Consider the following 23,452-nt stretch of genomic DNA (forward strand, 5'->3'; position numbering starts at 1 on the left):
GGAATCTCGCCGGATCGAGGCCTTCCGCAACGCCGCGCGGGTGATCTTGCCGCTGGACACGGACGAAGTGGCCGCGCGCGCCGCGGGCGGCACCCTGACCCAGTTGGCCGGGATCGGGGCGAGCACGGCAGCCGTCATTGCCGATGTCGTAGCCGGTCGAGTGCCTGATCGGCTCTCCAAACTGGAGCAGACCGCCGGGCCTGTTGGCTCCCGGAGGGCGAGAGTTGCGCGCGAAACTGCGCGGAGATCTGCACTCCCACTCGGACTGGTCCGATGGTGGCTCGCCGATCGAGGAGATGGCGTTCACGGCGCTGGAACTGGGTCACGAATACCTCGTACTGACCGACCACTCGCCGCGGCTCAAGGTCGCCCGCGGACTCAGCGCCGAGCGTCTGGCCCGACAACTCGACGTCATCGAGGCCGTCAACGACCATCTGGACGGAGGCTTCACGTTGCTCAAGGGCATCGAGGTCGACATCCTCGACGACGGCAGCCTGGACCAGACCGACCAGATGCTGGCGCGTCTGGACGTACGAGTGGCCAGCGTCCACTCCAAGCTGCGGATGGAGTCCACGGCGATGACGCGTCGGATGATCGGGGCCGTACGCAACCCGTTCACCAACGTGCTGGGCCACTGCACCGGGCGGATGGTGATGGGCAATCGCGGCACCCGGCCGCAGAGCGAGTTCGACGCTCGCGCGGTGTTCGAGGCCTGTCGCGACCACGACGTCGCAGTCGAGATCAATTCGCGTCCCGAGCGACGCGATCCACCCACGCCGCTGCTCGAACTGGCCCGCGACGTGGGTTGCCTGTTCTCGATCGACTCCGACTCCCACGCTCCGGGGCAACTGGACATGCTCGACTACGGCTGCGAACGCGCGGAAGCCGCGGGGATCGATCCTGCACGGATCGTGAACACCTGGCCGCGGGAACGTCTGCTGGCGTGGGCCGCGCACAGGTGTCGGCGAGTCCGGCTAACGTGCACAGGCATGGCCGAGCCGGAGATCGTCGTACGCCGTTCGAAGCGGCGCAAGCGCACCGTGTCGGCCTACCGCGACGGCGATCAGATCGTGGTGCTGATGCCGGCCAGCCTGACCAAGGCCCAGGAGCGGGAGTGGATCGAGGACATGGTCAAGCGACTGGAGGCCGCCGGAGAGTCGCAAGCGCCCCAGCGACGAGGAGTTGCTGGCGCGCGCACGGCGGCTCAGCGACGAATATCTGGGCGGGTTGGCAGAGCCGGCGTCGGTGCGGTGGGTGACCAATCAGCGTGCCCGGTGGGGATCGTGTACGCCGGGGGAGCGATCGATCCGGTTGTCTCAGCGGTTGCAGGAGATGCCCAGTTGGGTCGTGGACTACGTGCTGGTGCACGAACTCGCCCACTTGTTGGAGCGCGGCCACAACGCCGACTTCTGGGCGTGGGTGGACCGTTATCCCCGAGCCGAACGAGCCAAGGGCTTTCTCGAGGGCTGGTCGGCAGCGGCAAAACTGGACCCGCCGCCGGGGGACGTCGAGTGACTCAGCCGAGCAGGTGACCTTGCGCGAGCGCGATCAGGTCGTGCATCTCCGGCTCCAGGTCGGGCAGCGCGCGCACCGGCCACCAACGTACGTCCAGTGACTCTTCGCTGGTCGCGTGCTCAGCACCGGGCCCGGCCAGTGCTGCGTAGCGCACATCCAGATGCTGCACCGGGCCACGCGGATCACAGAACGGCACGGTGTGTTCGGACAGTTGCAGGGGCTCGGCCGACAAGACCAGGTCGACCAGTCCGGACTCCTCCACACCCTCGCGTAGGGCAGCGCCACGCAACGATGCGTCCTGCGCCTCGCAGTGCCCGCCGAAGTGGAACCAGCGCCGCGCCTTCCTGTGCAGGTTGAGCAGCACCTCGTCGCCGTCTGCCGACAACACCAGCACCCCGGCCGTGATGTGGTCGGGGAAGCAGTCGCGCCTCATCCCGCTCGGATGCACCGCGAGATGTCGTACAAACCGCTCTTGCAACGCCTCCTGCGCAGCGGTGGGCGCCGACCAGCGGCGCAACGCCGCGAGGCCATCGGCGTGCAGAGCGCTCACTCCTTGGGGACCTCGGGACCGGACGCGCCGCCCATGCCCTCGTCGAGGATCGCGTTGAGGCCTGCCTCGAAGTCTGCGTCGCTGAGCGAGTCGATCGCCGTGGCGCCCTCACGGAAGCCGAGGGGGTCGTCGAGGTCCTCGGCGGTGGGCAGCAGGTGCGGCGACATCCAGACGCCGTCGCGTGCTTCGGCGCCCTGACGCGTACGCAGGGAGCCCCACAAGGTGGAAGCTTCGCGCAGGCGTCGCGGGCGCAGTTCGAGGCCGACCAGGGAGGCGAAGGTCTCCTCGGCGGGACCGCCCGCGGCGCGGCGACGGCGTACGGCCTCCTGCAACTTGGTGGCGGCAGGCATCCGCTCGGCCGTGGCCTGGCTGACGACCTCGTCGACCCAGCCCTCGATCAGCGCCAGCGTCACCTCGATGCGACCGAGCGCGGCCTGTTGGGCGGGAGAGTCCTCGAGGTCGAACATGCCGCCCGACAACATCTCCTGCATCGCGGCCGGGTTGGACATGTCGAGGCCGCGCATCTTGTCCTCGATCGCACTGGTGTTGATCTGCGAGCCGGTGGCGTAGTCGCGGATCGCGCCGATCAGGTGGTCACGTAGCCAGGGAACGCCGGCGAAGAGGCGTTGGTGGGCGGCCTCACGCAGCGCGAGATAGAGGCGTACGTCCTCCTCGGTCACGTCGTCCAGATCGGCGGCGAACTCGGCGACGTTGGCCGGGACGAGAGCAGCACGGCCGGGAGCGCCCAGCGGGATGCCGATCTCGCAAGCCCCCAGCACCTCACCCGCCAGCGCGCCGAGGCCGGCGCCGACCTGACCGGCGACCATCCCGCCGCTGGCCTGCTTGATCATGCCGAGCAACGGACCAGCCATCGCGCGAGCCTCCTCAGGCAGGGCGTCACCGAGCGCGTCGGTCGCCGAAGCGGCCACCGGTTCGACCAGCACCTTCCAGACGTCGGCGGTGTTGACCAGCCACTCGGCGCGCGACCAGGCGGTGCTGCTGGTGATGCCGCTGGGGAAGTCGGTCGCGGTATCCAGCCAGTGGTCGGCCAGCCGCAGCGCATCCGCCACGTCCGCCTGTGCGGACGCGGACACGGACGGGTCGGGCTGTTTGATCTGTTTGCGCGCCATGTCGAGCGCCGCGTCCCAGTTCACCGGGCCGTCGTGCGGCTGCATCATCGACTGCATCTGGGCGAACAGCTTGCCGAGGTCGAACTGCGCGCCGGGCGCCCCTGGTGCACCCAGGGCGCCCAGGATCGCGGAGAGGTCGGGCATTTGGCCACCGGCGCCCATTCCTCCGGGACCGAAAAGCCCCTCGAACGGGGTGCCCTTGAAGGGGTTGTTGTCGTCGGGTCCGCGCTCGGGGGAGTCGTCGTCGCCGGGGTTGTTGCTCATGTCCACCAAACTACCTGCGCCTCGGATTCGTTCCCACCCTCTCGAGAACACCGTCACGATTAGGCTCGCCCACATGAGCGTCGTACGACTGGTGGCACTGCGCGAGACCCCGTTGGCTGCCGACGAGGTGATCGGTGCCCTCGACGACGAGGCCTCCGGTGGGCTCACCCTGTTCGTGGGGCGAGTGCGCGATCACGATGGTGGGCGCGACGTCGAGGGGCTGGAGTATTCGGCGCACCCCACCGCCGAGGCGAAGCTGCGCGAGGTCTGCGAACGGATCGGGCGGGCGTACGACGTGCATGGCGTGGCGGCCGTGCACCGGGTCGGCACTTTGGCGATCGGTGACACGGCGGTGATCGTGGCGACCACGGCTTCGCATCGTGGTGAGGCGTTCGAGGCATCCAAGGCGCTGATCGACACCTTGAAGTCCGAGGTGCCGATCTGGAAGCACCAGCGGTTCACCGACGGCGACGACGAGTGGGTCGGCACCCCCTAGGTTCCGCGCGCCTGCCCCCGCGTACGTTCCCAAGCCCCTAACCTCGCAACGTGACTATCCTCCTCTGGCTGGTGCCGGCCCTGGTCGCGACCTGCCTGTCCATGGTCTGGGTGTCCTGGCATGGACGCGATCGGACCGACGAGGCCGACCGCGAGGAGCGGCTGGTCAAGTTCGCCGCGGCGATGGAGCGCGATTCACGCGTACGCCGTGATGTCAGGCCGGTGTCACAACGCGAGCGCAGCACCGGGATCGCGGTCCGGCGCACCCGCGAGGACCGCGCGGGCGCGGCCTGAACTGCTCGAATTTCGGGGGCAGTGAGAGGCTTGCGCGCGTGAGTGAGGCGCGCCGGGGTCTGCTGCCCAAGACCTGGACGCTGCTGATCGGGTTCCCGCTGTTCTTGGCGCTGTGGATCGCGGCGTTGCTGTTGCCGATGCCCTACGTCACGTATGCACCGGGTCTGACCACCGATGTGCTCGGACAGCAGGACGGCAAGGAGATCATCTCCGTGACCGGACACAAGACCTACCGCGACGACGGGCAACTGCGGATGACGACCGTGTACGTCAGTCAGCCCGGTGCGCGCGTGAACATCTTCCAGGTGCTGGGTGCATACCTCGACGACGAACAGGCCGTCTATCCGTACGCCTCGATCTATCGCCCCGACGAGACCCGCGACGAGGCACGCCGCGAATCGGCGCTGCAGATGGTCAGCAGCCAGGACCTCGCGGTGGCGGCGGCGCTGCGGGAGATGGGGTACGACCTGCCGATCGCCACGAAGGTCCAGGAAGTCACGACCGGGATGCCGGCCGACGGTGCGTTGAAGGTCGGCGACCAACTCGTACGCGTGCAGGGCAAGCGGATCCGTCGCCCCCAGCAGGTGCTGACGGCGGTCAAGGACGTGCGACCCGGCGATCAGGTCACTTTGGAGATCTTGCGCGACGGCAAGCCGCTGACGGTCAAGGTGGACACGGTGGCAGTCGAGGGCAAGGCGAAGATGGGCATCGTGCCCGGCCCCAGTTATGAGTTTCCGTTCGACGTGCACGTCAACATTCCGCCCAACATCGGCGGGCCGAGTGCCGGTCTGATGTTCTCTTTGGCTATCTACGACACTCTGACTCCGGGGTCATTGACCGACGACCAGGTGGTTGCGGGGACCGGCACGATCGACGAGTCGGGCAAGGTAGGACCCATCGGGGGGATCGCCCAGAAGATTGTGGCGGCGCGAGACGCGGGTGCGAGCCTGTTCTTCGTCCCCCCCGACAATTGCGACGAGGCGGCGCAAGCCGAAGACGAAGGGCTGAACGAGAACATGGTGCTGGTCAAGGCGACGACGATGCATGACGCGGTGGCCAGCGTCGAGAAGTGGACCGCGGACAACGACGCCTCCTTGCCGATGTGCACCGCGGCGGACATCAAGGCCGCGTCATGAGCGCCGGCGACCACCTTCCGCGTGCGGTCGAGGAGATCGAGGCCCACGTCGCGGACCTCGGCTGGGACCGACCCTCGGCGTTGTTCGCGCTCGTCGAGACCGCACAGTTGCTCGCTGAGCAGCCCGAGCTTGCCGACGCACTCGGCCTCGGTGTCGACGCGACGGGTCTGACCCCGATCGAGCAGGAGGGCTTGGCGCCCGGCGAAGTGCTGGAAGAAGTCCTGGCCACGATCATCTGGCCACCCGCGGTCGTGGGGGCTGCAGCGGTCGTCGAACGGATCGTGTTGCCCCCGGCCACCGACGGACAGATCCCGGAGGACCCCGAGGAGGCCGAGGTGTTCGCCCGTGAGCACCCGGACCGCGAAGAGGTACGCATCGTGGCTGGCGTGACGCGCGACGGTGCGGCGCACTGTGCCTTGCGGCTGCGCTCTCACGATGAGCCCGAATCCGTGGTGGTGGGCGAGGATCTGGTGCCCAACCTGGTGATCGCGCTGCGGGCCACCTTGCAAGACGACGAGGAGGGCTCGGCGTGAGTCTGCGAGCACCCGCACCCGCACCCGCACCCCGGCCGACCAGACCACGCGCGCTGGGTGTGACCGCGGGGCTCCTGGTCATGGCGTTCCTGCTGCTCAGCGGGATGTCGACGTTGTGGACCGAGAAGTTGTGGTTCGACTCGGTCGACTTCGAGTCGGTCTTCGGCACGATGTTGTGGACCCGGGTCGGGTTGTTCTTGATCTTCGGCGCTGTGATGGCGCTGACCGTCGGGGCGAGCATGCTGATCGCCTACCGTGCGCGCCCGCTGTTTCGGCCCTCGACCCCGGACCAGCTCGGCCTGGCTCGCTACCGCGATGCGGTGGTTCCCGTACGCACCTGGTTGATGGGCATCTTCGCCCTGGTGGTCGGCAGCTTCGCCGGGCTCAGCGCAGCGGGTCAGTGGCGTGGTTATCTGTTGTGGCGTTATGGCGGCTCGTTCGGCACCGAGGATCCGTACTTCGGCCGCGATGCCGGCTTCTATGTCTTCGACCTCCCGTGGTGGCAGTTCATCGTGGACTTCCTGATGGCGGTCGCAGTCTTGTCGTTCCTGTTCGCCCTGGGCGTGCATTACCTCTTCGGCGGCATCAGGTTGCAGTCGTCACGCGATCGGCTCAGCCCGGCTGCGCAGGTGCAACTGTCGGTGCTGCTCGGCATCTTCGTGCTGCTGAAGGGCGTCGACTATTGGCTGGGCCGCTACGACGTGCTCAGCGCGCGCGGTTCGCTGATCACGGGGATGAACTACACCGACGAGCACGCGGTGGTGCCCGCTCGCGAGATCCTCGCGGGGATCGCGGTGATCTGTGCGTTGCTGTTCTTCGCCAACATCCGGCAGCGCACCTGGCGTCTGCCCGCCACCGGTCTGGCGCTGATGTTCGTCTCCTCGGTGCTGCTCGGCCTGATCTGGCCGGGGCTGCTGCAGCAGCTCTCGGTCAACCCGTCGCCCGGCGACAAGGAAGCGCCCTACATCGCGCGCAACATGGAGGCGACCAGGTTGGCGTACGGCATCGACTCCGTCGAAACGACCGAGTATGCCGGCAAGGTCGCCCAGGATTCTCGCTATCGCGATATCGCCTCCCAGACGTCCTCGCTGCCGATCGTGGATCCGTTGCTCGTCCAGCGCAGCTTCGAGCAGGAGCAGCAGATCCGGGCGTACTACGCGGTCGCTCCGGTCCTCGACGTCGACCGATATCTGCTGGACGGCAGGGTGCGCGCGCTGGCGTTGGGCGTACGCGAGCTCGACCAGTCCGGGCTCGACGAGAGCAGCCGCAACTGGTCCAACCTGCACACCGTCTACACCCACGGCAACGGCGTGATCGCGGCGTACGCCAACCAGCGTCCGCTCGACAACAAGACCCAGGGCGGCACGGTGCAGTGGGCCGAGGGCCAGGAGGCGGGGGAGCGGGCGCTGAGCGACCTCTCGCCCGACGGTTATGAGCCGCGGGTCTACTTCGGTGAGCGGAGCCCGTCGTACTCCATCGTCGGCAAGGCTCCCGGTGGTGAGGATCGCGAACTCGATGTGGCCGGTGGCGGCGTCGCCGGCACTACGACGTACGAGGGTCAGGGCGGCGTCGAGGTGGGCTCGCTGTGGCGCAAGGTGCTGTTCGCGATGAAGTTCGGCGAACCCAAGATCGTGCTGTCGGAGCGGGTCCACGAGAACTCCAAGATCCTCTTCGACCGGCATCCGGCCGACATGGTGCGCAAGACCGCGCCGTGGCTCACGCTCGACTCCGATCCGTATCCGGCGGTGATCGACGGCAAGATCGTGTGGATCCTGGACGGCTACACGATGACCAACAAGTTCCCGCAGGCGCAGTTGGGGTCGTTCGCCTCGATGACCGATGACGCGCTGACGACGCCGTCGGGCTTCCAGACGTTGCCGACCGACGAGATCAACTACATGCGCCAGGCGGTCAAGGCGACGGTCGACGCGTACGACGGCACCGTCACGCTGTATGCCTGGGACGAGGAGGACCCGATCCTGAAGGCGTGGCGGGCTGCGTTCCCGGGCGTCGTCAAGGATCGCTCCGAGATCCCAGAGTCGTTGCTCGCGCACCTGCGCTATCCCGAGGACCTGTTCAAGGTGCAGCGGTATCAGTTCGGCCGCTATCACGTGGATGATGCGCGTGAGTACTTCGAGCAGTCGTCTCGTTGGCAGGTCTCGCCTGATCCCGAGGACAAGAACCGCCAGCAGCCGCCGTACCGCCTGTTCGTGGACGCGGCTGCCGGCACCGGCTCGGTCGACCCGGTCTGGTCGATGACCTCGGTGTTCCGGCCGTTGAAGAAGGACTCCGGCCCCGAGGCGCTGGTCGGCTTCATGAGTGTCGACTCCGATGCCACCGACCCGGAGAACTTCGGCAAGCTCAGGCTGCTCGAAGTGCCACTCGCCGACGCGCCACCGGGGCCGAGTCTGGTCTCTAACGAGATGCGCTCCAACGAGTCCGTGCGCGACGAGATCTTCAAGTTCACCTCGGCGGACATCAAGCCGAGTTATGGCAACCTCCTGACTATCCCGGTGGACGACGGCTTCATGTATGTGCAGCCCCTCTACGCCGCACGCGACACCTCCTCGTCGAGTCCGCTGATCTTGACGTTCGTGCTGGTCTACTACGACGGCAAGGTCGGGATCTCCGAAACGCTCGACGGGGCGTTGCGGCAGGTGCTCGATGTGTCGTCGGAGGAGACGCTGCCAGAGGGCACCGACATTCCGCAGGGCAAGCTTCTCCCCGCAGGTGCGCCGCCTGCTCGACCAGGCCGTCGCGTCGTACGCCCGGGCGGACGAGTTGCAGCGCAAGGGCGACACCGCCGGCTGGGTGGCCGAGTTGGAGAAGGCTCGCGAGTTCATCGATCAGGCGGCGGCGTTGTTGGACAGGCCGACCGAGAAGGATTGACGATTTGGTCCTGTTTGGGGCCCTCGCGTAATGTTCTCTTCACCGACGCGGGGTGGAGCAGCTCGGTAGCTCGCTGGGCTCATAACCCAGAGGTCGCAGGTTCAAATCCTGCCCCCGCTACCAAATCAGGCCCGGGATTCAGTGCGAATCCCGGGCCTGAAAGTTTTTGAGAATTGATCCATCCACCAGAAACCCTCCACTTTGAGTCGGTTCGTGGGGCACGGACCAGACGCTCGTCTGACTGGTTCGTAGCGCTCCCGAACATCACCGACGGGTCCGGTCTTGGCTGCGCACCTTGTGGGCATGAAGACCGAGACCAACCCGTTGAGCGTGCTCGACCCGCTCGTCACGATCACCGAACTCGCCGAGTACCTCGGCGTGCCGGTCAAGACGATCTACGAGTGGCGCCAGACCGGCCGAGGTCCGGTCGGCCTCCGCATTGGTCGACACGTGAAGTTCAGGATCAGCGACGTCCAAGCCTGGGTCGACGGTCTGCGCGACGTCCCGGGGCCGCGCTCGCCGAGCGAGTGATGAGCCATGGGTAGGCCAAGAACCCCGATTGGCACGTTCGGGGAGATTGAGTTCACCAAGCTGCCGAACGGCACCGTGCGGGCGCGCACCAGATTCCGTGACCACGACGGGCAGTTGCGTCGCATCGAGGCGAGTGCTGACACGCAGAGGCGGGCCGAGCACCGCTTGAAGGAGAAGTTGGCCACCCGCCGTGGATACTCCGCGGGCTTCGGAGAACTCACCCCGGACAGCTCGTTCGGCCAACTGGTCGAGGTGTGGCTTGAGGACCTCGATCTTGAGGGAAAGCTGGCCGAGAGCACGCGTGCCCTTTACGAGCGGAACATGCGCCAACTTGTGATGCCGGCCTTCGAGAACCTCCTGCTTCGCGAGGTCTCCGTCCGCAGAGTTGACCAGTTCATCAAGCGCCTTGCAGCGGCGAAGAGCTACAGCACCGCCAAGCAGGCTAGGACCGTGCTGAGCCTCGCGCTCGGCCTGGCTGTTCGGTACGACGCCCTGCGCGAGAACCCGGTCCGGGAGACCGCACGACTCCACAAGCCGCCGTCGCAGACGATGGCGTTGACGTTGGATCAGGTCGAGGCGATCCGCCGGGCCACGCGCAGTTGGCGCCGCGCTCCAGGCACGCCTGGACCGCCGCCGGATGGCCAGTTGGAGCAGATCATCGAGGTCATGCTCGGCACGTCTGCGCGGATCGGTGAGGTGCTGGCGATCCGCCGCTGCGACGTCGACGTCACGGTGTCGCCGGCGACGGTGCGTATCTGCGGGACGATCGTGTCGCCGGCGGGGAAGCCGACCCATCGGCAGGCCCATCCGAAGACTCAGAAGTCGACCCGGGTGGTGTCGGTTCCCGGGTTCGTGGCCGAGGTGCTGCGCCAGCGCCTGGTGGCCGTCGACTCTTCGAACCCGGAGCAACTGATCTTCATCACGCGCAACGGGACGCCGCTGACGACGAACAACATTCGTCGGCGCCTGCGTGCGGTGCTCTCGGAGGCTGGCATCGAGGGCGTGACTCCGCACGCGTTCCGTCGGACGGTGGCCACGGTGCTTGATCGGGCCAGCGGTCCGGATCTGGCAGCAGAGCTTTTGGGCCACACGTCGTCGAAGATCACGAAGGAGCACTACATCCAGCCCGATGAGGCGGTGGACCCGGTGACAGCCGAGATCTTGGAGTCGCTGGCGCCGCGAAGGGCCAACGAATAGACGCGACCGATGGAACGGTCGACCTTCACATTCCGGGGACGTCCAGGGGATTCCTTGATGGCGGCCGATGGATCAGCGCGGCGTGGAGGTCGGCTCGTGCAGCCCCCGGGCCAGCCTGGGTGATGTCGGGCCGTGGCTGGAGTCGGTTCCTGACGGTCTCGACGAGCTCGCGGTTGGCCGTGCGGTCGACGGGGACGAATCGTTCGCGGACGGGTGCGATGAGGCCGCCACTGCCTTCGACGAGGCGGGGGAGCGTGACGCGTTGGAAGAAGACCTGCCGGTCGATTCCTTGCTCGATGACGTCGACGATGCGGCGGTCGAGGCGGTCGAACAGCAGTTGGAAGCCACCGAGGGAGCGGGGTTCCACGATGGTGTCGTTGGGCAACTCCCGGATCCGGCTGACCGCGTTGGCGCCTTCGGCGGCGGCGTACCCGCCTTTGCCGACGCGGCCGCCGATGGGGCGGAAGAAGCGTTGGAGGTCGGCGTACGTGTCGGCGCGGGTGTTCCAGCGGTCGGCGAGCCGGGCGTCGATCCGGGTCGCGTAGGGCACCAGGTGGCGGGAGAGAAGTCGCTGGGAGTCGATGACGTAGCGGAGGTTGGTGGCGTTGGGGAACGCCTTCATCCGTACGACGAGGTTGTGTTCGGCCTGGAGGACGCCGAGGATCCCCGGCTTGGCCAGGCCGCCGATGAGCTTGGTGCTGGGTCGCCAGCCGAGTCGGTCGACGCTGTAGTCCGGCTGCCCGAGGCTTACGTCGAGCGCGGTGGCGAGTGCTGCCCAGCCGAGTCGCGCGCTCTGTGCGAGCGGTTCCCAGCCGGGGGTGTTGCGGTAGCGCTGGTCGAGGATCACCAGCGTCTGGACGATGGCCGCGACGTCACCGACGAGGGCCTGGGCCTGCGCGGTCGTCATGGTGGACACGATCTCGGGGGCGGTGTCGTGCTCAGCCAGGGCGGCCGCGCGGGCGGCGCCGCGCCACAGCTCGACCACGGGGTGATCAGCTGACGTGGTCAACAGTTCGAGACTGGCGGGCCTCTCGGTCGACTCCGTGACGGCGAGGTCGACCGCCCGGGCCAGTTCGGTGGCGGGCGTCGTACCGTCGCCACGCGAGCCCGCGGCCCGGAACGGGTTCGGTTGCGCGGGTGCTTGGTTGGTGAACGTCAGTGGCGCGGTCGAGTGCAGGGCTTGGCGGCACCAGACCAGGACGGTCTGTCGGTACTGGCGCATCTGTACGCCGAGCTCGGCCCGGTCGCTGAGGGTGCCACCCAGGCGCTGTTGGACGCGGTGTTGGCGCAGCAAGGCTGCGAGCTCTCGTCGCATGACGGCGCCGTTCTCGGCGTACATCAGGAGCAGTCCTGGTCGTAGGCCGCCGAGAGGTTCCACAGCAGCAACTCGACTTGGAGTGGGTCGACGCCGTGGGTCTTGAGCTCCTCGAGCGCGGCGGCGGCGACGTCGTACTGGATCGCTCGGTCCTGGGTCACCGCGTCGAGGTAGACATCGGGGGACTCGTCGCAGTGGATCCGGTCGAGATCGATGAGGACGTGCTCGTAGGCCGAGGCCGCGTCGTCGTTGCTCGCCTCGTCCGCGAGCGCGGCCAGGTATGTGCGTGCCTCGGCCAGGGTGTGTGCGTGCCGCAGGTGCATGGTCGCTCCTTCGTCGGTGGTGGTTCGACGGTCCGCCTAGCGGCCCGATCTGCCTCGCCGGGCGTGCTGTCCTGTGGACAGCGGTGGCCGCCTGGTGGGCGTAAGGGCTGTTCGGGTCAGCCCACGAGTTGCCGGTTCACCAGTGCCTCGACGTGCCGGCGTCGCCTGACGTCGTCGCGTACGACGTCTTCGAAGTCGGCTGCGCGGTCGCGGATCTCGACCTCGCCGGTGGCCGGTTCGGCTGGTTCGCCGGGCCAGGTCGTCTGGCGGGTGGGCCGGTCGCGGTCGAGTCGGGTGCCGCAGGCGGCGACCCAGTCGCGCAACCGGTGGCGGGCGTCTGCGAAGTCCCGCATCCACGCGATCGGTGCTGAGGGGGACGAGGTCTCGTCGTAGCAGGCCAGGAAATGGGTGTGCAGGGCGGAGAGTTCCCAGATCAGCTCGTCGTGGCGATGCCAGTACGGCGGGACGATCGCGGGGGAGAGCCCGAACGTGGTCTTGAGCCAGTGGACGAAGGCGTCGAGGTCGCGCCACTCGGCTTCGGCCTGCTCGGCGTCGAGCAGGTTCCAGTTGACCGGGCCGGGCGGCTCGTCCCGGACCGCCGCCAAGGGTCGGGAGCCGGTGGCCATGGTCGGGTCAGAACCCGATCGCGGGGTTCGGCTGCTCCGGGGCCGGTGCCGGAGGTGCGGGTGCCAGCCGGCGGCGCTGGACCTCGTAGGCCGTCCGGCTGACGTTGTGGCCGATCTTGCGGGCCACGAACTCTTCCTTGATCACGCTCGGTTCGCCGGGCCGCTCGACCTCGTACTCGTGGACGTAGCCGCTGGCGACGAAGGAGTCGCCCTTGCGGAACCGGGCGTACAGCTCGCGTGCGGTGCTCTCGAAGGCGACCATGTCGTGGAAGGTCGGGTCGAGCTTGGTGAAGTCGCCGTTGACTTCCTTGCGCCACTGCTCGACACCGACGCGGAGCCGGACGTACTCGGCGCCCGCGGTGGTGAAGTGCAGGTCGGGATCGGATGCGATGAAGCCGGCCAGGCTCATCTGGGTGGGGATGGACATGCTGCCTCCTGAGCGCCCTGACGGCTCTGGGGACGAGCCGCTCTTGGCATATAGGTGCGCTCTGGTAGCCATGACCGAGTCTTTGCGTCAAAGGCGGCGGTAAGACATAGGTCTCACTGGTCAACCTCATTCTGTCAACCGCGAGAGAGCAGCTCGTACCCGTCCCGATGTCGCTATCCACGCAGATAGGCGAGCACGGCCGCGACCCGGCGGTCCGTATCGTCCCCGAGGTCAAGCTTGGCGAAGATGCTGCCAACGTGCTTGCGCACGGCGGCTTCGCTCACGAATAAGACCTCGGCGATCGAACTGTTCGTACGGCCTTCCGCCATCAACCCCAACACTTCGCGCTCGCGCGGGGTCAGTGCGGCCAGTGGTCCGTCATCGCCGCGTCGCGCGAGAAGCTGACGTACGACTTCGGGATCGACGACCGTCTCCCCGTCGACCACCTGATCGAGGCTGGCAAGGAAGTCAGCGACCCGGCCGACGCGGTCCTTGAGCAGATAGCCGAGCCCGGCATCGCCGGCCGACTCCATGAGCGCCGGCACATAGGCATCAGCGACATACTGCGACAGGACCAGGATCGGCAGCGACGGGAAGTCCTCACGGATCTCGGCCGCCGCCCGCAGACCTTCATCGGAGTGACCGGGCGGCATACGTACGTCCGTGATCACGACATCAGGCGGATCGGCGCGTACGGCCGCGACCAGATCTTCAGCATTCTCAGCGCTGGCAACAACCTCGTGGCCGGCGCCGACAAGGAGGGCGACCAGGCCTTCGCGCAAGAGGGCGGAGTCCTCGGCCAGCACAATTCTCAGAGTGCGCCATTTGCCACGGGCACTCCATCCGCACGAGGGTAGGCCCGCCGGTCGGGCTCGACACATTCAGCGTGCCACCCAACGCGTCGAGCCGGGTGACCAACCCAGAGAGTCCCGAGCCGGTGCCGCTCGCGGCGCCGCCCTGACCATCGTCGGTGACGACGACCACCAACGTGTCGTCGTTCCTCCACGCCTGCACCGACGCCGACACCGCATGAGCGTGCTTTGCGACATTGGCGAGGGCTTCGCTGACCACGAAGTACGCCGCCGCTTCGATCTGGGGTGCCGGACGCTCGGGGATGGCGATGTCGACCCGCACGGGTATTGGCATCCGATCGGCGACCTCGCTGGTTGCCGCGGCAAGACCCAGATCCGTCAGAACGCGCGGGTGCACACCGCGTACGACTTCACGCAGATCCGCGAGGGCTGCTTCGGCTTCGCTGTGCGCCTGTCGTACGAGCTCGAGTCCCGGTCCGTCGGCGACGTCGAGCTCAGCGCGACCCAGCAGCATCGTCAGCGCGACCATGCGCTGCTGAACCCCGTCGTGGAGGTCCCGCTCTATCCGCTTGCGCTCGGTCTCGAACGCATCGACGAGTTGCAGGCGAGACTGGCGGAGCTCCGAGACGTGCGCCTCGAGCTCCTCCTCGCGGGGACTCAGCAGGATCTGCGCAAGAGACGACTGTCCCGCGGCGAGCGCCGTCAGGATGTAGCAGCCGAGAACGAACGAGATCGGTGTCGCGATCAGGGCGAACGGCAAAGCTTCGCCCGCCGTGTCGAAGGTCCACCCGAACATATCCACGGTGTCGACATTCGCGATGAGCGGCGAGAACAGGCTGACTACGAAAGACGTGAAGACCATGGCGACCACGATCAGGTCGACCAGCCACAGTGCAAGCGTGAGAAGGACGACATATCCAAGAGCTCGCCAGGATGCCGACCCGGGAACTGCCTCTGCCCCGTCGAGCTGCATGATGCCGAGACGCGCACGTTCGCGCTTGGCAACCCAGCCGGCGAACCTCCGCACAAAGCCGAGGATGAAGAAGCCAACAACGATCACGAGGGTGACGACTCCGACCCCGAGGATCACGAGAATCGCGATGAGCGACGCTACCCCGACAAGCGCGGTTGTCAGCAAGTAGGCGAGCGAGCGCCACGGCCAGGCTGAGGTGATGAACCGAAAAGGGTTGCCTCCCAGGGCAGACCACACCGATCGATTCATTCAGCCAGCCTAGGGCCGAGGCGGCTGTCTGGTCTGCGTACGAAGCACTACTTCTGGGGTAGCGCTAGCGCTACCCCAGTTCGGGCGTGCAGGCCAGAGACTCCACGAGGCGATTTCGAAACCATGGAGTCATCGACAATTCTCAGCCCGTACGAGTTTGCGACCGCACCGGTTGCAACCAAGGCCGTGACACTCGACGGCGTCACCAAGACCTACAAGTCGAAAGCCGGAAAGGTCGACGCTCTCGCGGGTGTCACCCACTCCTTCCCCTCATCGACCTTCACCGCCGTGATGGGCGCCTCCGGATCAGGCAAGTCCACCCTGTTGCAGGTCGCTGCCGGCCTCGACCGCCCATCCAGGGGCAACGTCTTGATCGGAGGCACCGAGCTGGGCAAGCTCAGCGAAGTCGAGCTGACCAAGCTTCGTCGCACCACGATGGGCTTCGTCTTCCAGTCCTACAACCTGCTCCCCGCGCTGACGGTGTTCGACAACGTCGCGCTGCCGTTGCGGCTCGCTGGCAAGCACCCGAACAAGGCGCAGATCATTGCCGCCCTCAAAGAGGTCGGACTCGAGGGTCTGCATCGCCGTCGTCCCGCCGAGCTGTCCGGCGGACAACAACAGCGTGTCTCGATCGCGCGTGCTCTGATCGGCAAGCCGGAGGTCGTCTTCGCAGACGAGCCGACCGGCGCCCTGGATCGTCAGACCAGCCGCCAGGTGCTTGAGCTATTGCGCAGTGTCGTCAACGAGCAGGGGCAGACCATCGTGATGGTCACCCACGATCCGCTCGCCGCCTCGTACGCTCACTCGGTCCTGTTCCTTGCTGACGGCCAGATCGTTGGACACCTCGAACGTGGCACCCCAGCGCAGATCGCCCAGAAGATGAATGAGCTCGAAAGATGATGCTCCTTGATCTGAGTCGTCACACCGTGCGCCGCAACATTGCCCCGTATGTGGGGTCCTTCGTGGCCCTGTTCCTCGGTGTCACCCTGATCGGCCTCACGGTCGAGATGATCATGTCCGCCAACAGGTATGGCGCAACGCTCGGCGCAAGCGACATGGAAGGCATGCTGCAGGTCAACGACCTGCTGTCGATGTTCGGCGTCATGTCCGGGTTCTCGGGGTTCATGGCGATCTTCGTCGTGGCGAGCACGTTCTCGTTCGTTGTGTCGTCCCGTCAACGTGAGCTCGGCCAGCTGCGGCTGGTCGGGGCAACCCCTCGGCAGGTGCGGCGGATGATCCTGGGCGAGTCGTTGATCGTCGCGGCCGCCGCCTCCGTTGCAGGCAGCCTGCTCGCGCATCTGTTGACGCCGGCCGCGCTCTGGCTCACGCACAACCGCGGTCTCACACCCGCAGGGCTCGAGACGCCGCCCTGGTGGTCAGGGCTTGTCATTGCCGCCCCGATCGGCTTGTTCGTGGCACTTCTGGGCGCACGTGCCGCCTCCAAGCGTGCCTCGAAGATCTCACCAATCGACGCCATGCGCGAGTCTGCTGTTGACGGTCGTCGGCTCGGTTTCTTGCGCATCATGACGGGTCTGTGCTTCCTGACCAGCTCGATCGCGATGCTTGTGATGATGGGTGCCTCGACCGGCATCCTTTCGATGCTGCTCGGCATCTTCGTCCCGGAGATGCTCGTCATCTCCGCAGTCTGCTTCGGGCCGGTGCTGTTTCCGGCGCTGGCCAAGCTGATCGCCTGGCCGTTCGCCAAGCGCGACATCGCGATCCGGATGGCTCGCGACAATGTCGCGGCTGCCGGCAAGCAGACAGCATCGTTGGCAGCGCCGACCCTGGCGATCTCCGCCATTGCCGGTTCGCTGATCCTCACGCTGGGTATCGGTGCGGATTTCGACAACGCGATCAACAAGCAGCAACTCGCAGCGCCGATCGTCGTCACGACGAACGGCGACGCTGATGTGGCGACGATCCTCGATGAGTCCGATGACGTACGTACAGCTGACACCGTCCTTCCCATCTCGTTGACGACATACGGATCCGAGGGCGAGCGGGAACTTCAGGAGGCTGAAGGCGTCGACGTCGCGAACGCGGCAACAGCTCGTACGTTGACCGCCAAGAAGGGCGATCTCGACGACCTCCAGGGCAACACCGTGGCGATGTCCGACGAATTCATCATGGACTCGGGCTTCCACATGGGCCAGGCCGTCAAGGTCACGCTCGATGATGGCAAGCCGATCAGGCTCAAGATCGTCGCCGTCACTCATGCGGCACCAACGTTGCAGGCGGATATCCTCGTGCCAGCCGACCTGGCTCGTCAGCACGGAGCTCATGAAGTCGACCGTGTCTACGTCATTCCTAATGACGGCGTCTCGATCTCGGACGTCAAGCAAGATCTTGCCGGCACCGACGCCACAGTCGACACGAAGGCAGCCTGGATCGATGCCGCCGACAAGGAGATCCGCCGCAACAACCAGCTCTCCTTGTGGGTGCTGCTTGGACCCGCAGGCATCTACGCAGCGATGGCGATCGCCAACACGCTGCTGATGGGCAGCATCCGCCGTAGGCGCGAACTGGTGTCGACAACGCTGATCGGCGCGACCAAGCAACAGCGCGCAAGATGGTGCTCTGGGAGTCGGCGATCGTCACGTGTGCCGCACTGGCACTCGGCGGAGCGATCACAGCGACAGTCGGAATTCTGATCAGTCGCGGGCTCGGGAGCTGGCCTGGAGGGCATGCCGGTCCACGTCCCGTGGGGCAGCCTCGGGCTGATCGGTGCGGTCTGCCTTGTGATCGCGGCAGTCGCCGCGTGGGCTCCAACGCCGAGGATGTTGAAGAACATCCACCCGTCGCAAGCGGCTGAGTAGCGTCCCGATTCTCTGGCACCGTAGCCAAACGGTCCGAGGGTGTCACAGGCCAGCTCGGACTACGTCGTGCAAGCCTGCCAAGCCCGCATGCGTTCACCTACTGACCCGCGAACGCTCCCATCGTGAGCGCTTTCGGAATGTCATGGCGTCGCCATACGACCCCGTTTTGTCGGTGCGCCGCGCTTTTCGGACACGCCCATTCTGGGCGAACTGCCGCGCAGCAGGCGGAGCCATGACGCTCATGTTCACCGACTACTCGGACACACGGAGGTCATTGGTGTCGGTTCTCCGATCCGTCCAGGCGCGGAGGACTGTGACGATCAGCGGGGCACTGCGCAGCAACACGAGCCCAGTCCCGAACGGCAACGTGCGGATGCGTTCGGGCGGCATGATCGCCACACGCCGTGTCGAGCGCTGCGTCGAGCGTGAGCCGTAGTCGCCGACGGTGATGCTGTCCGTGCGGTCGTCGCGTTCGCCGATGAGCACCGAGAGCTCCTGGAGGTCTTTCGACGCCGAAGCCCCGCCGAGGATCACCTTCACGATGGACGCGTCCCAGATGGCGCTGGCCGCGTGGTCACCCCACCGACTCCTTGCTTGGGAGAGCGACTGGAGGACGGGCATCGTCGTAATGCCGGTGCCGCCGCCTTCGGCCATGAGCACCGGCAGCGACGGAAGCGGCGACAGGTTCCCGATCTCGTCGAGGGCGAGCAGGAGTGGCGGGTCGAGGCGGGCGCCGGGCGATGCGGCCGCGAGGTGTCGTGCCGTCTCGGCGAGGTCTTCGATGAAGGCTGCGACCAGGGACCAAGACGCGCCGGCGCCTGCTCCGGTGGCGAGTAGGTAGAGCGTTCCGTTCTCTGCCAAGAAGGTCGTGGGATCGAACTCGTCCCCGGGTTCTGGGCTGACGGCGTCGAGTACGCGTGGGTCGGCCAGGCAGGAGAGTGCTTGGGCGACGGCCATCCAGATGGAGTCGCGGGTGCGGGGGTCGGAGTTGATCATCGACTCCAGGGAGTCGCCCCAGCCGGCCGCGGCGTCGGGGTGGCTAGCGAGGATCCCGACGGCGTCGCTTGCCGCGGACGGTGAGAGCGACCATTCGAAGAGCGTCCGGGTGGTCAGGTTCTCGAGCGCGGCCGCGTGAAGCAGTGCCTGGAGCGCGGAGCGGGTCTTGCCCTCCCAGAACCCGCCGGACTCAACGCCGCCGGATGAGAGACCTGTGGATGAGGCGAGGCCGTTGGCTCGGATCATGGCGGTGAGAGGGTCCTCGCAGCCGCGGACCGGGGACCAACGCAAGCCGTTGGGCAGGGCGAGTTCGCGGGCGAGTTGTTGCGGGTCGAAGACCGCGACTGGCCCTCGCTCCTGCCGCTGGCCGATGGTCGCCGTGATGTTGTCGGGACGCGTGGAGGTGGTGACGACGGCCCCGGGCGCGTCGAGGATCGCGTTGATCACCAGGTGCAGGCCCTTGCCAGAGCGGGGTGGTCCGACGACCAGGATCGAGTCCTCCACCGACGCCCAGATCTCTTGCCCGTGTGATCGTCCGAGCAGGTACCCGACTTCCTCGGCCCGTGGCCGGGCAAGGGAGGGTCGGAGGGTCCTGCCGCGTCGGATCAATGCCTGTTTCGAGGCGACGGGTGTGATGTCGCGGCGAGTGGCGGTGCCGACGAGCCGACGAGGATCGTGAGCCGTTCGGTGTCGTAGTCCGGCGACGATCCGCCAGACGAGCGTCACGGCGCCGAGCGCGATCGCGAGGACGGCCGCCACGACCGCCCAGTACAAGGCTGGTGATAGCCTGGGTGCCCCGAGGACCGTGGCTGGGTCAGATGGCGTGAACAGCACCCGAAGCCCACCGGCCACGCTTGCCGTGGGGCGGGTGGTTCCGCCCAGGAGTGCGGCCACGTCGCCGGCGCCCCGCAGCGCCGCTGCAATGAGGAACACGGCTCCGATGGCTACGAGTGCGAGGTTGACGAGTTCGTCGTCGATCCGCCGCGGAGCGGTGTTCACGCTGTGGCCTCAACCAGCGTGGCGACCTTGGATTCGAGGCCCATGAGGACCATTCCTGCGGTGCGGCCGGCGATGACAGATGGCGGGAGCTGTACGGCCGCAGCGCCGTCCGCGTCGGCCACGTCGCGCAGCAGGACGTAGGCGACGGCGATGGGTTCTCCCGGTCGGAATCCGGTCCCGCTGATGCCTGGCATCGCCACGTGCGCCGCTTCCGGGGTCCGAGGTGCTTCGGGCTGCTGTTCGGGTGGAGCGGCGATGTCGGCGTACGTCGTGCCGTCGCTCTCACGGATCTCGACCCGGACCGCGGTCTCACGTTCGATGGTGATCGTGTCGAGGACGCGTTGGAGGTCGGTGCGGGTGAGGGCCGACTCAGCGTCGTAGGGCTCGCCATCAACCTCGACGGCGAGCGCGCCTTCGTCGTCGACGGTGACGTGGACGACGGGCAGGACGACGGGGATCTTCATAGCCCGAGCACCTCGGTTTCGCGTCGTACGACGGGGGTGGTGGTCGGCGTGCGGTGGCTCAGTGCGTCGCGGTCCAGCCCAGGCGGGGTGCCGTCACCGGTCTTGGGAGTGTCGAGCTTGTCGAGGATCCCGATGGCGGTGGCACGGACCCGATCTGCTGTGGCCTGGACGACCTCCACCGGGGTCTTGCCCGGGACCGAGGCAGCCCAGGTCGAGACGTAGGGGATCGTGTAGGCGCTGGTGTCGAGGCCGTGCGCCGCGCCGACCATGAGCGCCACGGATTCCGCCTCTACCTCGGCAACGCCGCGGTGAAGCGCGGCATCGGCTGCGACGGCTGCGGAGATGTTGCTGCTCTTCGGCTCGTGAAGCAGGACGTGCCCCAGTTCGTGGGCGAGCGTCTTGGCCTGGGCCGAGTCGTCCATGTCCATCCGGACAGACACCTCGCGAGCCAGGAAGTCGGTCAACCCGTTGGCACCGCCGATCACACCGGCGTTCGACACTAGCCGAAGTTCATAGCCCGCACCGGTGATCTGATCGGCGAGGCCGTCCCACAACCCGCCAGGCGCCTGACCTGTCAGCAGGACAGGCCGGGGGAGTTCAGGTACCGGGACGCCATCGGTCTGCGAGACGTCCCACACGTGCGTGGGCTTGAGCCCGACCATCTTCGATCGCACGATCTCGCCCGGACGTGGTCGCTCGGATCGCGCCAGGCGACGCCATGACTCCTGATTGGCCGGGGTCGATGAGGCGAACCGTGCCGTGACGGGGGCGAGGATGCCGTACCCGTGCTGGCCCTTCATCACGCTGACGCCCGAGACTGATCCACTGTTTGAACCCAGCGACGTACGTCGGGCTCGGCTCCGGCACCCGGCCCTCGTTGTACGCCGCGAAGTGCTGTACCGCGATCAGCATCGAGTTGTTGAAGAACCCTCGGGTATTGCAACTGATGCGGTATTCGACGGGTTCGCTTCGGGTTCGCCAGTCTGATTCGGACGCTATGGCCCGCCGCGTCGATTGCCCGGAGTGGAGGCGGAAGGGGGTGTCGGATCGGCCTTTTGCACTCTGGATCGTGCATTGGATGAATGGTACGTTCATCATATGACGGCCAGGGTTTGGGGCAAGAACAGTCCGCAGGTGGCGCCGGTGCGGTGTTCGGCGGAGGCGTTGCTGTCCTCGGGGATTGCATTGCTGGCTCCGGAGGAGACGGTCTTGGACGCGATGATCCAGGGTTGGGGGTCTCAGCAGCGGTCGCGAGCGCTGGCCGCGACCACTATCGAGGCGCGACGGCAGGTCTTGGGGCGGTTCGTGCGGTTCTCCGGGGAGTACCCGTGGAATTGGGGGCCGGGCGATGTCGAGGAGTGGACCTCCGAGATGGTCGGCCGGGGCCTGTCGCACTCCGCGATCCGCAATTACCAAGCGGCGGTGTCGTTGTTCTGCGGGTACGTCGCCGACCCTCGCTACCGGTGGGTGGAGGTCTGCGAACAGCACTTCGCGACGCATCCGGTTCAGGTCTTCCACGAGTGGAACACGGTGGTCCACCGCAGCGACTACGAGGGCAGGCCCGGCAACCGCCCGATGACCCGCGAGGAACTGCAGAAGTTCTTCGACTATTGCGACGACCGAGTCGCCACCATCGCCAAGAGCGGCCGCAAGGGCTGGCTGGCTGCCTACCGCAACGCGACCTTGTTCAAGGCGACGTACGCATGGGGTCTGCGCCGGCGCGAAGCGACGAAACTGGAGACCGTCGACTGGTCGGCCAACGCCGACTTCGCGCAGTTCGGTCGCTACGGCGCCCTGTCGGTGCGCTGGGGAAAGGCGCTGCGCGGCGGCCCTCCGCGTCGACGCACGGTGCTGACGGTGATGGAGTGGGCGGCCGAGGCCGTCGCTGAGTGGACTGAGGAGATCCGTCCCCAATACGGCGAGCGAGACAAGTCGATGTGGCCCACCGAACGCGGAGGCAGCATCACCCCGACGACGATGAACCAGCGGTTCGCCGAGTACCGCGATGCAGTGGGGCTGGATTCGACGCTTGGCCCGCACTGCCTGCGACACTCCTACGCGACCCACCTGCTTGAGGACGGCTTCGACCACCTCTTCGTGCAACAGCAGTTGGGCCACTCGTGGGGCTCGTCCACCGCGATCTACTCCGATGTGGGCAGCGAATACAAGAACGATGCGCTGCAACGCGCATTGTCGCGGGCCTTCGAGTGACGACGCCCGTGACGACGATGCAGGCACCGATGAGAAAGGAAATGCCATGAGCGCAGCGCGGAGTCGTCTGGGATATCGCTGGCACCTGCGCCGGTTGATGGCCGAGGCCGAGATGTATGCCACCACCGACCTGACCCCGCTGCTGGCCGAGCGCGGCGTCAAACTGTCGGCCGCCCAGGTGTACCGACTGGTCACCGGGACGCCGGAGCGGTTGAGTTTGCGTACGCTCGTGGCTCTGTGCGACATCCTCGGCTGCACTCCGACGGACCTCATCGAGGCCGTCGAAGAGAAGCAGGCCCAGCGGGCCACCGGCACTGAACCGGTTGGCAGCGCGGGCGATGTCGACGCAGCCAGCATGAAGAAGCGCACACCCCGCCGCGCCGAGATCAGCCGCAAGAAGTGACCCAGACCCGCGACCGGGTTCCATGCGAGATCTGCCGACGGCATTCCCTGCCCGGCCGGTTTGTTTGCTCCCGGTGCAACCTGGGCATCGGGCTTCAGCGAGGCGAATGCGCCGAGTGCGGCAAGCCCGGCCAACTGCTCGACCACGCCGTGACCTGCGGCAGATGCCGCGCCAAGAGGAGGAACCGCTGCTTCGACTGCGGACGCTCGGGACTGTCGCCGAACAGGACCACGAAGATCTGCGGCCCCTGCGCCCTTCGCCGCCACTTGGACACCATCATCCCTGCCGAGCCTGTCGGTGCACT

General features: G+C 66.9%; 27 protein-coding genes, 1 tRNA gene and 1 pseudogene. 15 read left to right on the top strand and 14 right to left on the bottom strand.

The window, feature by feature from the left end; genetic code table 11:
- The first annotated feature begins 224 nt into the window (after window positions 1-224).
- Together V9G04_11355 and V9G04_11360 are read left to right on the top strand one after the other, a co-directional pair.
- Window positions 225-896, top strand: a pseudogene (locus V9G04_11355) (PHP domain-containing protein).
- Window positions 897-1,254: 358 nt separating this feature from the next.
- The gene (locus V9G04_11360) at window positions 1,255-1,515 is read left to right on the top strand and encodes a M48 family metallopeptidase (protein ID MEI2713854.1); all 261 of its coding nucleotides are present in this window, start codon (window positions 1,255-1,257) and stop codon (window positions 1,513-1,515) included.
- Window position 1,516: 1 nt separating this feature from the next.
- Here the strand turns inward: V9G04_11360 and V9G04_11365 are convergent, their stop codons facing one another.
- Together V9G04_11365 and V9G04_11370 are read right to left on the bottom strand one after the other, a co-directional pair.
- On the bottom strand, window positions 1,517-2,065 hold the full coding sequence (locus V9G04_11365) for an NUDIX domain-containing protein (GenBank protein MEI2713855.1): 549 nt from the start codon (window positions 2,063-2,065) through the stop codon (window positions 1,517-1,519).
- The gene (locus V9G04_11370) at window positions 2,062-3,459 is read right to left on the bottom strand and encodes a zinc-dependent metalloprotease (GenBank protein ID MEI2713856.1); all 1,398 of its coding nucleotides are present in this window, start codon (window positions 3,457-3,459) and stop codon (window positions 2,062-2,064) included. The genes V9G04_11365 and V9G04_11370 overlap by 4 nt, the downstream gene beginning before the upstream one ends.
- A 73-nt stretch (window positions 3,460-3,532) precedes the next feature.
- On the opposite strand from V9G04_11370, the gene V9G04_11375 reads away from it, so the two are divergent.
- From V9G04_11375 to V9G04_11390, 4 genes are read left to right on the top strand one after another with little or no spacing between them, the layout of a single operon-like run.
- Window positions 3,533-3,955: a molybdenum cofactor biosynthesis protein MoaE gene (locus V9G04_11375; protein ID MEI2713857.1), complete on the top strand. Its 423-nt coding sequence runs from the start codon at window positions 3,533-3,535 to the stop codon at window positions 3,953-3,955.
- A 50-nt stretch (window positions 3,956-4,005) separates the two neighbouring features.
- Complete coding sequence (locus V9G04_11380; protein ID MEI2713858.1) at window positions 4,006-4,248, top strand: hypothetical protein; 243 nt, start codon at window positions 4,006-4,008, stop codon at window positions 4,246-4,248.
- A 38-nt stretch (window positions 4,249-4,286) separates the two neighbouring features.
- A complete protein-coding gene (locus V9G04_11385; protein MEI2713859.1) occupies window positions 4,287-5,384 on the top strand; it encodes a PDZ domain-containing protein in 1,098 nt (365 codons plus the stop codon).
- Window positions 5,381-5,917, top strand: coding sequence for a PPA1309 family protein (locus V9G04_11390; protein ID MEI2713860.1), 537 nt, complete (start codon window positions 5,381-5,383; stop codon window positions 5,915-5,917). Before V9G04_11385 ends, V9G04_11390 begins: the two co-directional genes overlap by 4 nt.
- Before the next feature lie 599 nt (window positions 5,918-6,516).
- On the opposite strand, the gene V9G04_11395 is transcribed toward V9G04_11390, so the two are convergent.
- Both V9G04_11395 and V9G04_11400 read right to left on the bottom strand, forming a co-directional pair.
- Window positions 6,517-7,569 carry a hypothetical protein gene (locus V9G04_11395; protein MEI2713861.1) on the bottom strand — a complete coding sequence of 351 codons (1,053 nt, stop codon included), beginning with the start codon at window positions 7,567-7,569 and terminating at the stop codon, window positions 6,517-6,519.
- 455 nt (window positions 7,570-8,024) lie between these two features.
- Window positions 8,025-8,396 (bottom strand): hypothetical protein, encoded by a 372-nt coding sequence (locus V9G04_11400; GenBank protein ID MEI2713862.1) that lies wholly within the window; start codon window positions 8,394-8,396, stop codon window positions 8,025-8,027.
- A gap of 251 nt (window positions 8,397-8,647) precedes the next feature.
- Here V9G04_11400 and V9G04_11405 point away from each other — a divergent pair, with 251 nt between their 5' ends.
- The 4 genes from V9G04_11405 to V9G04_11420 all read left to right on the top strand — a co-directional run bounded on the left by V9G04_11405 (window position 8,648) and on the right by V9G04_11420 (window position 10,534).
- Complete coding sequence (locus V9G04_11405) at window positions 8,648-8,806, top strand: hypothetical protein (protein MEI2713863.1); 159 nt, start codon at window positions 8,648-8,650, stop codon at window positions 8,804-8,806.
- 46 nt (window positions 8,807-8,852) lie between these two features.
- Window positions 8,853-8,929 (top strand) — tRNA-Met (locus V9G04_11410).
- A gap of 180 nt (window positions 8,930-9,109) precedes the next feature.
- Window positions 9,110-9,337: a helix-turn-helix domain-containing protein gene (locus V9G04_11415; GenBank protein MEI2713864.1), complete on the top strand. Its 228-nt coding sequence runs from the start codon at window positions 9,110-9,112 to the stop codon at window positions 9,335-9,337.
- A 6-nt stretch (window positions 9,338-9,343) separates the two neighbouring features.
- Window positions 9,344-10,534 (top strand): tyrosine-type recombinase/integrase, encoded by a 1,191-nt coding sequence (locus V9G04_11420; GenBank protein MEI2713865.1) that lies wholly within the window; start codon window positions 9,344-9,346, stop codon window positions 10,532-10,534.
- A gap of 25 nt (window positions 10,535-10,559) precedes the next feature.
- Here V9G04_11420 and V9G04_11425 read toward each other — a convergent pair whose 3' ends face one another.
- The 6 genes from V9G04_11425 to V9G04_11450 all read right to left on the bottom strand — a co-directional run bounded on the left by V9G04_11425 (window position 10,560) and on the right by V9G04_11450 (window position 15,259).
- Complete coding sequence (locus V9G04_11425; GenBank protein ID MEI2713866.1) at window positions 10,560-11,912, bottom strand: hypothetical protein; 1,353 nt, start codon at window positions 11,910-11,912, stop codon at window positions 10,560-10,562.
- Entirely contained in the window at window positions 11,873-12,172 is a 300-nt protein-coding gene (locus V9G04_11430) for a hypothetical protein (GenBank protein MEI2713867.1), read from the bottom strand. The genes V9G04_11425 and V9G04_11430 overlap by 40 nt, the downstream gene beginning before the upstream one ends.
- A gap of 116 nt (window positions 12,173-12,288) precedes the next feature.
- The gene (locus V9G04_11435) at window positions 12,289-12,798 is read right to left on the bottom strand and encodes a hypothetical protein (protein ID MEI2713868.1); all 510 of its coding nucleotides are present in this window, start codon (window positions 12,796-12,798) and stop codon (window positions 12,289-12,291) included.
- 7 nt (window positions 12,799-12,805) lie between these two features.
- Window positions 12,806-13,225: a single-stranded DNA-binding protein gene (locus tag V9G04_11440; GenBank protein ID MEI2713869.1), complete on the bottom strand. Its 420-nt coding sequence runs from the start codon at window positions 13,223-13,225 to the stop codon at window positions 12,806-12,808.
- Between the two features lie 173 nt (window positions 13,226-13,398).
- The gene (locus tag V9G04_11445) at window positions 13,399-14,040 is read right to left on the bottom strand and encodes a response regulator transcription factor (protein MEI2713870.1); all 642 of its coding nucleotides are present in this window, start codon (window positions 14,038-14,040) and stop codon (window positions 13,399-13,401) included.
- Window positions 13,946-15,259, bottom strand: a complete 1,314-nt coding sequence (locus V9G04_11450; protein ID MEI2713871.1) for a histidine kinase — start codon at window positions 15,257-15,259, stop codon at window positions 13,946-13,948. Before V9G04_11450 ends, V9G04_11445 begins: the two co-directional genes overlap by 95 nt.
- Window positions 15,260-15,382: 123 nt before the next feature.
- Between V9G04_11450 and V9G04_11455 the strand changes: the two genes are divergently transcribed.
- From V9G04_11455 to V9G04_11465, 3 genes are read left to right on the top strand one after another with little or no spacing between them, the layout of a single operon-like run.
- On the top strand, window positions 15,383-16,159 hold the full coding sequence (locus tag V9G04_11455) for an ABC transporter ATP-binding protein (GenBank protein MEI2713872.1): 777 nt from the start codon (window positions 15,383-15,385) through the stop codon (window positions 16,157-16,159).
- Window positions 16,156-17,910, top strand: coding sequence for an ABC transporter permease (locus tag V9G04_11460; protein MEI2713873.1), 1,755 nt, complete (start codon window positions 16,156-16,158; stop codon window positions 17,908-17,910). The genes V9G04_11455 and V9G04_11460 overlap by 4 nt, the downstream gene beginning before the upstream one ends.
- Window positions 17,911-17,943: 33 nt before the next feature.
- Window positions 17,944-18,075, top strand: a complete 132-nt coding sequence (locus V9G04_11465; GenBank protein MEI2713874.1) for a hypothetical protein — start codon at window positions 17,944-17,946, stop codon at window positions 18,073-18,075.
- A 252-nt stretch (window positions 18,076-18,327) separates the two neighbouring features.
- Here the strand turns inward: V9G04_11465 and V9G04_11470 are convergent, their stop codons facing one another.
- Genes V9G04_11470 through V9G04_11480 form a run of 3 tightly spaced genes read right to left on the bottom strand, consistent with a single transcriptional unit; the run spans window position 18,328 to window position 21,334 of the window.
- Window positions 18,328-20,070: a TraM recognition domain-containing protein gene (locus V9G04_11470; GenBank protein MEI2713875.1), complete on the bottom strand. Its 1,743-nt coding sequence runs from the start codon at window positions 20,068-20,070 to the stop codon at window positions 18,328-18,330.
- Window positions 20,067-20,534, bottom strand: a complete 468-nt coding sequence (locus V9G04_11475) for a hypothetical protein (GenBank protein ID MEI2713876.1) — start codon at window positions 20,532-20,534, stop codon at window positions 20,067-20,069. The genes V9G04_11470 and V9G04_11475 overlap by 4 nt, the downstream gene beginning before the upstream one ends.
- A complete protein-coding gene (locus V9G04_11480; protein MEI2713877.1) occupies window positions 20,531-21,334 on the bottom strand; it encodes an ImmA/IrrE family metallo-endopeptidase in 804 nt (267 codons plus the stop codon). The genes V9G04_11475 and V9G04_11480 overlap by 4 nt, the downstream gene beginning before the upstream one ends.
- A gap of 298 nt (window positions 21,335-21,632) precedes the next feature.
- Between V9G04_11480 and V9G04_11485 the strand changes: the two genes are divergently transcribed.
- Both V9G04_11485 and V9G04_11490 read left to right on the top strand, forming a co-directional pair.
- The gene (locus V9G04_11485) at window positions 21,633-22,745 is read left to right on the top strand and encodes a tyrosine-type recombinase/integrase (protein MEI2713878.1); all 1,113 of its coding nucleotides are present in this window, start codon (window positions 21,633-21,635) and stop codon (window positions 22,743-22,745) included.
- Window positions 22,746-22,791: 46 nt separating this feature from the next.
- Complete coding sequence (locus tag V9G04_11490; protein ID MEI2713879.1) at window positions 22,792-23,148, top strand: helix-turn-helix transcriptional regulator; 357 nt, start codon at window positions 22,792-22,794, stop codon at window positions 23,146-23,148.
- 94 nt (window positions 23,149-23,242) lie between these two features.
- Here the strand turns inward: V9G04_11490 and V9G04_11495 are convergent, their stop codons facing one another.
- Window positions 23,243-23,428 (bottom strand): hypothetical protein, encoded by a 186-nt coding sequence (locus V9G04_11495; GenBank protein MEI2713880.1) that lies wholly within the window; start codon window positions 23,426-23,428, stop codon window positions 23,243-23,245.
- Window positions 23,429-23,452 lie beyond the last annotated feature (24 nt).

The organism is Nocardioides sp. (assembly GCA_037045645.1).
Taxonomy (GTDB): domain Bacteria; phylum Actinomycetota; class Actinomycetes; order Propionibacteriales; family Nocardioidaceae; genus Nocardioides.

What these genes read in the sequence shown, in the direction of transcription:
- V9G04_11370 (MEI2713856.1), bottom strand. Translation starts at nt 3,459, where the DNA reads ATGAGCAACAACCCCGGCGACGACGACTCCCCCGAGCGCGGACCCGAC.
- V9G04_11375 (MEI2713857.1), top strand. Translation starts at nt 3,533, where the DNA reads ATGAGCGTCGTACGACTGGTGGCACTGCGCGAGACCCCGTTGGCTGCC.
- V9G04_11390 (MEI2713860.1), top strand. Translation starts at nt 5,381, where the DNA reads ATGAGCGCCGGCGACCACCTTCCGCGTGCGGTCGAGGAGATCGAGGCC.
- V9G04_11400 (MEI2713862.1), bottom strand. Translation starts at nt 8,396, where the DNA reads ATGTCCGCCGAGGTGAACTTGAAGATCTCGTCGCGCACGGACTCGTTG.
- V9G04_11415 (MEI2713864.1), top strand. Translation starts at nt 9,110, where the DNA reads ATGAAGACCGAGACCAACCCGTTGAGCGTGCTCGACCCGCTCGTCACG.
- V9G04_11420 (MEI2713865.1), top strand. Translation starts at nt 9,344, where the DNA reads ATGGGTAGGCCAAGAACCCCGATTGGCACGTTCGGGGAGATTGAGTTC.
- V9G04_11430 (MEI2713867.1), bottom strand. Translation starts at nt 12,172, where the DNA reads ATGCACCTGCGGCACGCACACACCCTGGCCGAGGCACGCACATACCTG.
- V9G04_11435 (MEI2713868.1), bottom strand. Translation starts at nt 12,798, where the DNA reads ATGGCCACCGGCTCCCGACCCTTGGCGGCGGTCCGGGACGAGCCGCCC.
- V9G04_11440 (MEI2713869.1), bottom strand. Translation starts at nt 13,225, where the DNA reads ATGTCCATCCCCACCCAGATGAGCCTGGCCGGCTTCATCGCATCCGAT.
- V9G04_11450 (MEI2713871.1), bottom strand. Translation starts at nt 15,259, where the DNA reads ATGAATCGATCGGTGTGGTCTGCCCTGGGAGGCAACCCTTTTCGGTTC.
- V9G04_11455 (MEI2713872.1), top strand. Translation starts at nt 15,383, where the DNA reads ATGGAGTCATCGACAATTCTCAGCCCGTACGAGTTTGCGACCGCACCG.
- V9G04_11460 (MEI2713873.1), top strand. Translation starts at nt 16,156, where the DNA reads ATGATGCTCCTTGATCTGAGTCGTCACACCGTGCGCCGCAACATTGCC.
- V9G04_11465 (MEI2713874.1), top strand. Translation starts at nt 17,944, where the DNA reads ATGCCGGTCCACGTCCCGTGGGGCAGCCTCGGGCTGATCGGTGCGGTC.
- V9G04_11475 (MEI2713876.1), bottom strand. Translation starts at nt 20,534, where the DNA reads ATGAAGATCCCCGTCGTCCTGCCCGTCGTCCACGTCACCGTCGACGAC.
- V9G04_11480 (MEI2713877.1), bottom strand. Translation starts at nt 21,334, where the DNA reads ATGAAGGGCCAGCACGGGTACGGCATCCTCGCCCCCGTCACGGCACGG.
- V9G04_11485 (MEI2713878.1), top strand. Translation starts at nt 21,633, where the DNA reads ATGACGGCCAGGGTTTGGGGCAAGAACAGTCCGCAGGTGGCGCCGGTG.
- V9G04_11490 (MEI2713879.1), top strand. Translation starts at nt 22,792, where the DNA reads ATGAGCGCAGCGCGGAGTCGTCTGGGATATCGCTGGCACCTGCGCCGG.
- V9G04_11495 (MEI2713880.1), bottom strand. Translation starts at nt 23,428, where the DNA reads ATGATGGTGTCCAAGTGGCGGCGAAGGGCGCAGGGGCCGCAGATCTTC.